Source organism: Yaniella sp. (genome assembly GCF_030453185.1).
In the GTDB taxonomy this organism is placed as follows: Bacteria; Actinomycetota; Actinomycetes; order Actinomycetales; family Micrococcaceae; genus Yaniella.
Window position 1 is genome coordinate 21,609 of record NZ_JAKDKW010000026.1, and the last position, 6,774, is coordinate 28,382.

Genomic DNA, 6,774 nt, shown 5'->3' on the forward strand with positions numbered 1-6,774 from the left:
CCAGTTTGACCCTTTACAACTGTAATGGACGGTTGATCAGGGGACAATGTGCGTTCACCGCGTGTGATCCGGACTGACGTGCAGACTCAGTGGCATAGAATACTCTTCATGGTCTGGTCGAGTGTGGAATTTGCGGATTTTCCTTATTGGGCAACGGTTCTGTTCACCGTGGCCGATTTCGCGATTCGTATTGCTCTGCTCGGCATCGTACCTGGCAATCGTCGTCCCGCAGTTGCGATGGCCTGGTTGTTGGTCATTTTCTTCCTCCCCATCCCGGGCCTGCTGCTGTTCCTATTGCTGGGCTCGTTTCAGCTGGGTGGTCAACGCCGTTCGCGGCAGATCGCGGTGAACTCTGAACTGCGTCGTGCGACGGCGCATATGGACTTACCGAACCAGGCGGATGCCGCCCCCAATTATGTTGCGGCCAACTCGAAACTGACCCGCCGGTTGACCGGCTTTCCCATGCTCGATGGGAATGTTTTTGAGTATTTGACGGACTACCGGGCCACCCTGGAACTAATGGCCCAGGACATTGATGCGGCGCAGGACTATGTCAATGTGATGTTTTATATCGTTGGCACCGATCCGAAAAATCGTCCCGGCTATGCAGACGTCGTCTTGGACGCGATGGTGCGAGCGGTTCAGCGCGGGGTGACCGTCCGGCTGATTTTTGACCACGTCGGCACCGCGAGAGTGCGCGGTTATCGCCAACTGTTATCTCGCCTAGATGCTGCCGGCATTGACTATCACCGTTCGCTGCCTGTGCGGCCCTGGCGCGGCGAATATCAACGCCCGGATCTTCGGAACCACCGCAAAATGGTCGTCGTCGATGGAACTATTGGGTACACCGGATCGATGAACTTGATTGAACCCGGATATAAACGCTCGTCGGCTCACAAGATGGGTAGACACTGGCAGGACATGATGGCCCGCATGGAAGGGCCCTCGGTGGCCTCCCTTGACCTGGTGTTTGCTACGGATTGGTTTTCCGAGACCGGCAAGCAGCTGCAGCAGGATCTACGTGGCGTGACCGAATCCGAAATTGAGGACCACGAGGGACCAGCGGCTCAGATCATCCCGTCGGGCCCGGGCTTCTCTCAAGAAAACAATCTCCGGGCCTTTAACCACCTGTTCTATTCGGCCACAGAGTCGATTCGCGTGGTCACCCCGTACTTAGTGCCCGACGACTCGATGCTCTACGCCTTGACCAGTGCGGCCCAACGCGGCGTGCGGGTGGAGTTGCTGGTGGTGCGACGGGCTGATCAGCTGGCGGTACACCATGCGCAACAATCGTATTTCGAGCAGCTGTTGCGTGCCGGGATCCACATCTACCGGTACCCGGATCCGGACGTGTTGCACTCCAAGCTGTTTACAATAGATAACGACGTCGGCATCTTTGGCTCATCCAACATGGACATGCGGTCGTTTTCGCTGAACTCGGAGGTTACCGTCATGGTGGTAGGCCCCGAAGAAGTCGCCAAGCTTGATGGAATTATTGACGAGTACCAGGCCAAATGTGAACACCTGGTGCTCAAGGACTGGTTGGCACGTCCACGTCACCGGCGCTGGCTGGATAACGTGTTCCGGCTCACCTCAGCGCTGCAGTAATTTCACGCTTCCAACTGCCCGCCATCGGGGTGGTCCTCGAGGCGGCGCGGTGCATGCAACATTGCCGTGACGACTGCTAGGGCAGAAGTGTGGTGGCGCTCGTCGGGCTCATTGGCCACAAGCACGAGGTCTGCTTCGTCATAAATTTGGTCCTGGTCCAACATCTGACGCTCTTGGGCTGCCCAATTTTCCCACTGCTCCACATAGCTGGCGCCGTCACGATGCATAGCTCTGTCGTAGCGGAGCTGATCGGGGACGCGCAACCAAATCAAAACATCTAAGAGGTCTCGGTTGGCCCGAGCGCCGACCCCGACACCTTCACAGATGATGACTTCTGTCGGCTCGGTGGTCACGACCGAGCCGAAGCCACCTTCCCAGCTGGCCTGGGAATGCCAGTCCCAGGTTTGGTAGGTGGCTGTTTCGCCGGCCGCTAATTTGGGGAGCACATCGTGACTAAAAATCTCCATACCGTTGTGCAAGCCATTCCAGCCCGGATAGAGGTCCTCCATGCGAAGGACCGTCACCGTGTGCTGTGCGGAGAGGTTTTCGACCAGCATTTTGGACAGCACGGTTTTGCCTGAACCAGAGCGGCCATCAATGCCAATGATTAGCGGGTGAGACGAGGAGTAGCGTGACATGACTCAATGTTAGAGCACGAGCACCCAGGCCGGTCGGAACGACGTCAATGTGTAGCTGTCGTCACAATCGCTGCTGAATGGAATATCGGTGAGTCGATGGACGTTGGAACCAAGCAGAAGCAAAGTTGAGTCAGGCTCACTCAGGTTTATTTGACAGGAGGTCCTCACCTGTGGCAACTTGAGTGTAGGGAACTCAAGTAGCGGGAGCGCTACATTTTGAGATGAAAAGTATTCACGAAAGGATTCACATATGTCACGTGCTGTAGGTATTGACTTGGGAACCACCAACTCAGTTGTTGCTGTGTTGGAAGGTGGCGACCCAACGGTCATCGCAAACGCGGAGGGTGCACGCACCACTCCATCGGTCGTCGCATTCACCAAGGGCGGCGAAGTGCTGACCGGTGATATCGCCAAGCGCCAGGCAGTCAACAACCCAGAGCGCACCATTACCTCGGTCAAGCGCCACATGGGTACCGACTGGAAAGCTGAAATCGACGACAAGTCGTACACCGCCCAGGAAATTTCAGCTCGCATTTTGATGAAGCTCAAGCACGACTCCGAGGAATACCTCGGTGAAGAAGTTACCGACGCGGTCATCACCGTTCCGGCATACTTCAACGACGCTGAGCGCCAGGCCACCAAGGAAGCAGGCGAAATTGCCGGTCTGAACGTTTCACGCATTATCAACGAACCGACCTCGGCAGCTCTCGCCTACGGTTTGGAACGCGGTAAAGAAGACGAAACGATTCTGGTCTTTGACCTCGGTGGCGGTACCTTCGACGTCTCCCTGCTGGAAGTTGGCAAGGACGACGACGATTTCTCCACCATTCAGGTTCGTTCCACCGCTGGTGACAACCGTTTGGGTGGTGACGACTGGGACCAGGTCGTCGTTGACTGGCTCTTGGAGCAGGCCAAGGCCTCCGGCGCTGACCTTTCCAAGGACAAGATCGCACTGCGTCGTTTGAAAGAAGCCGCAGAGCAGGCCAAGAAGGAACTATCCTCGGCTACCTCGACCAATATTTCCCTGCAGTACCTGTCCGTGACAGAAAACGGTCCGGTGCACTTGGATGAGCACCTGTCCCGCGCCAAATTCGAAGATATGACTTCGCACCTGCTGGAACGCACTCGTCGTCCATTCGAGGATGTCATCAAGGAAGCCGGCATTTCCGTTTCCGAGATCGACCACGTCGTCCTCGTTGGTGGCTCGACTCGTATGCCAGCCGTTTCCGAGCTCGTTGAGAAAATGGCCGGTGGTAAAGAGCCAAACAAGGGTGTCAACCCGGATGAGGTTGTTTCCGTTGGTGCTGCCATTCAGGCCGGTGTCCTGGCAGGCGATCGTAAAGACGTGCTGCTGATCGACGTCACTCCACTGTCCTTGGGTATCGAAACCAAGGGTGGCGTGATGGCCAAACTGATCGAACGCAACACGGCGATCCCAACCAAGCGCTCCGAAACCTTCACCACGGCAGACGATAACCAGCCGTCAGTGGATATCCAGGTCTTCCAGGGTGAACGCGAATTCACCGCGGATAACAAGCCACTGGGCAATTTCCAGCTGACCGGTATTGCACCAGCTCCTCGCGGTATGCCACAGATTGAGGTCACCTTCGACATCGATGCCAACGGTATCGTGCATGTTTCGGCTAAGGACGGCTCAACCGGTACCGAACAGTCGATGACCATTACCGGTGGTACCTCGTTGTCGGACGATGACATTGATCGCATGGTCAAGGACGCCGAAGCACACGCTGAGGAAGACAAGAAGCGCCGCGAAGCCCAAGAGGCCCGCAACGCTGCTGAGACCACCGCGTACTCCGTGGATAAACTCCTCAAGGATAACGACGAGAAACTGCCAGAAGACGTCAAGACTGAGGTCCAAGCGGACGTCGATGCACTCAAGGAAGCCCTTGAGAAGCAGGATAACGACGACGAGGTCCAGGCTGCCTTCGAAAAACTGCAGCAGTCGCAGACCAAGATCGGTGAAGCCCTCTACTCCCAGTCCGAACAGGACGGTGCAGAGGCTGCCGATGGTACTGCTGAAGACGAAGACATCGTTGATGCTGAAGTTATCGATGAGGACGAAGACGAAGACACCAAGAAATAGTCCTATCGTCCACTAAGTAGTTCACCACCGAGGCCGGCCGGTTTCCGGCCGGCCTCGTTTGTTTTCTCACAGGAGTTTTCAATGTCTGATCAGCACAATAACGAAGAAGAGCAAGACCCGATTCGCTTTACCGATAAGCGGCGTGTCGACCCTGAAACCGGTCAACTCCGCGACCAGCCAGCACAGAATGCGACGGATGCCGAGGACCAGGCTGCAGCAGAGCAGGCTGACCCGCTGTCCCAGGTCGAAGATATCCTCAATGCTGCCGGTACCGAATCGGAAGAAACCGAGGCCACCGAAGAAGAACCGGCGCAGGAGGACGAAGCCGCGGCGCTGCGGGAAGATCTCCAGCGTTTGCAGGCGGAGTTCGTGAATTACCGTCGTCGTGTCGAGCGTGACCGCGATGTCGCCAAAGACAACGCAAACTTTTCGATGCTTGAAGCTATGCTGCCGGTTCTTGATGACATCGACGCCGCAGATGCTGCGGGCGACCTGGAAGGCCCCTTCGCTGCGATTGCGCGCAAAATGCTCACCACCCTTGAAGGTATTGGCCTTGTGAAGCATGACGCCGACACCCTGGTGGGACAACCATTTGACCCGGCCCAGCACGAAGCTATGTTGCGCCAGCCGTCATCGGAAGTCGCCGAAGAGCACATTGTGCAGGTCTTCCGGAACGGTTACCTGTACAACGAGCGCGTGCTACGTGCTGCACAAGTTATGGTTTCCGCCGGTGACGAGTAAGAGAAAGGAGGCCACATGGCCTCTCAAGACTGGCTAGATAAGGATTTCTACGCCACCTTAGGCGTCGCCAAAGATGCCAGCGCTGCTGATATTAAAAAGGCATACCGTAAACTTGCCCGCCAGTATCACCCCGATGCCAATCAAGGTGACGACGCAGCTGAACAACGTTTCAAAGAGATTACCGAAGCCAATACGGTCCTTTCGGATCCGGAACAGCGTCAAGAGTATGACCAACTGCGAGCCATGGGCTCGGGTGCCCGATTCAGCGGTGCCGGGCCAGGCGCCCAACAGGGGGGCTTCGAAGATATCTTTTCCGGACTCTTCGGCCAGGCAGGTGGCGGACGCCAAGCTGGATTCGGAGATATCTTCGGCGGCTTTGGTGGCGGCGGGCCCGGTGGCTTTCAACAACGACCAACCAAGGGTGCCAATATTAAAGGTGCTGTGACCATTAGTTTCGCCGAATCTATTCGGGGCACCACCACGCAGGCGGCCACCAGTTATGGCGCCGTCAATGAGGTACGCATCCCGGCCGGCGTTAAAGATGGTCAAACGGTTCGGGCGAAAGGTAAAGGCCAGCAGGGGACTGGCGGTCGAGGCGACTTGATGGTCAAAGTCTCGGTGAAGAGTCACCCGGTCTTTGAACGCGACGAAAACAATATCCGGTTGAAGGTGCCTGTATCTTTCGATGAGGCCGTTCTTGGTACTACGATCGAGGTACCAACACTGGATAGCGCCGTGAAGATCGGTGTCCCTGCCGGATCATCGTCTGGTCGTGTTTTGCGGTTGCGTGGCAGAGGTGTCAAAACCGCGAAGCAAACCGGTGACCTGCTGGTAGAGCTAGTCATAGAAGTCCCTGAAGAGCTTTCCGACGAGGCAAAAGCCGCCGTCGAAGCGTATCAGACGGCGACCCAGGACTTCGATCCGCGGGCCGAGCTGGCACAGAAAGCTAGGTTGTAATGGCCAACCGTCACAAATACGATCCCATCTACGTCATCTCGGTAGCGGCCCAATTAGCCGACATGCACCCACAAACCCTCCGGCAGTACGACCGCATGGGGCTTGTGGTGCCTGAACGCCAATCCGGAGGCCAGCGCCGATACTCTGCCGAAGATGTCCGACTCTTGCGTCGGATTCAATCGTTATCACGTGACGGTGTCTCCCTAGAAGGTATCCGGAGGATCGTCGAGTTAGAAGCAGAAGTAGAACAGCTTCGAGACACCGTCGGTGAACTCGTGGATCAGATCACGATCATGCGTTCCCACGTGTCGTTCTCGCGCACCTTCACGGCTGGCTCAACCGGTGTTACTACCAATATTCACGGCCCAACCGATGATGGTCCAGCGCCAGATTTTGGCACTTCCGACGGATACCGTGAGCAACGACGTCGTCAGCGTTTCGATCGGAACCGGGTAGAACAAGCCATGATGTTTGCCCTGCAACAATCAAGGCCACGATATGCGTTGAACCAACCACGCTTCGCTTTGACCCGCTGATTTGGCGGTTCGCCCAGCTCGACACCATGCCGGTGCCCCGAAAAAACGTTTAGGGCACCGGCATTGTGCTGTCTAACCCACATAAATTTTTTGGCAACCCGAAACGATGCTACTGTTCACTAACAGTGATCGAACCTAGGATTTCAACATTGGCCTCGGGATAAAGGGAGACAGTCTGTGGGTGGACTAG

6 protein-coding genes are annotated in these 6,774 nt (G+C 56.4%); 5 read left to right on the forward strand and 1 reads right to left on the reverse strand.

Annotated elements, in window-relative coordinates:
* The first annotated feature begins 108 nt into the window (after window positions 1-108).
* The gene (gene cls, locus L0H14_RS05780) at window positions 109-1,608 is read left to right on the forward strand and encodes a cardiolipin synthase (RefSeq protein ID WP_301418089.1); all 1,500 of its coding nucleotides are present in this window, start codon (window positions 109-111) and stop codon (window positions 1,606-1,608) included.
* Between the two features lie 2 nt (window positions 1,609-1,610).
* Here cls and L0H14_RS05785 read toward each other — a convergent pair whose 3' ends face one another.
* Entirely contained in the window at window positions 1,611-2,246 is a 636-nt protein-coding gene (locus L0H14_RS05785) for a hypothetical protein (protein WP_301418091.1), read from the reverse strand.
* 250 nt (window positions 2,247-2,496) lie between these two features.
* On the opposite strand from L0H14_RS05785, the gene dnaK reads away from it, so the two are divergent.
* From dnaK to L0H14_RS05805, 4 genes are all read left to right on the forward strand, one after another.
* Window positions 2,497-4,350, forward strand: a complete 1,854-nt coding sequence (gene dnaK, locus L0H14_RS05790) for a molecular chaperone DnaK (protein WP_301418093.1) — start codon at window positions 2,497-2,499, stop codon at window positions 4,348-4,350.
* A gap of 81 nt (window positions 4,351-4,431) precedes the next feature.
* A complete protein-coding gene (locus tag L0H14_RS05795) occupies window positions 4,432-5,091 on the forward strand; it encodes a nucleotide exchange factor GrpE (protein WP_301418094.1) in 660 nt (219 codons plus the stop codon).
* A 15-nt stretch (window positions 5,092-5,106) separates the two neighbouring features.
* Window positions 5,107-6,048, forward strand: a complete 942-nt coding sequence (locus L0H14_RS05800) for a DnaJ C-terminal domain-containing protein (protein ID WP_301418096.1) — start codon at window positions 5,107-5,109, stop codon at window positions 6,046-6,048.
* Window positions 6,048-6,584 (forward strand): helix-turn-helix transcriptional regulator, encoded by a 537-nt coding sequence (locus L0H14_RS05805; protein ID WP_301418098.1) that lies wholly within the window; start codon window positions 6,048-6,050, stop codon window positions 6,582-6,584. Before L0H14_RS05800 ends, L0H14_RS05805 begins: the two co-directional genes overlap by 1 nt.
* Window positions 6,585-6,774: the final 190 nt, after the last annotated feature.

Coding starts and splice junctions, on each gene's coding strand:
- cls (WP_301418089.1), top strand. CDS start 109: ATGGTCTGGTCGAGTGTGGAATTTGCGGATTTTCCTTATTGGGCAACG.
- L0H14_RS05785 (WP_301418091.1), bottom strand. CDS start 2,246: ATGTCACGCTACTCCTCGTCTCACCCGCTAATCATTGGCATTGATGGC.
- dnaK (WP_301418093.1), top strand. CDS start 2,497: ATGTCACGTGCTGTAGGTATTGACTTGGGAACCACCAACTCAGTTGTT.
- L0H14_RS05795 (WP_301418094.1), top strand. CDS start 4,432: ATGTCTGATCAGCACAATAACGAAGAAGAGCAAGACCCGATTCGCTTT.
- L0H14_RS05800 (WP_301418096.1), top strand. CDS start 5,107: ATGGCCTCTCAAGACTGGCTAGATAAGGATTTCTACGCCACCTTAGGC.
- L0H14_RS05805 (WP_301418098.1), top strand. CDS start 6,048: ATGGCCAACCGTCACAAATACGATCCCATCTACGTCATCTCGGTAGCG.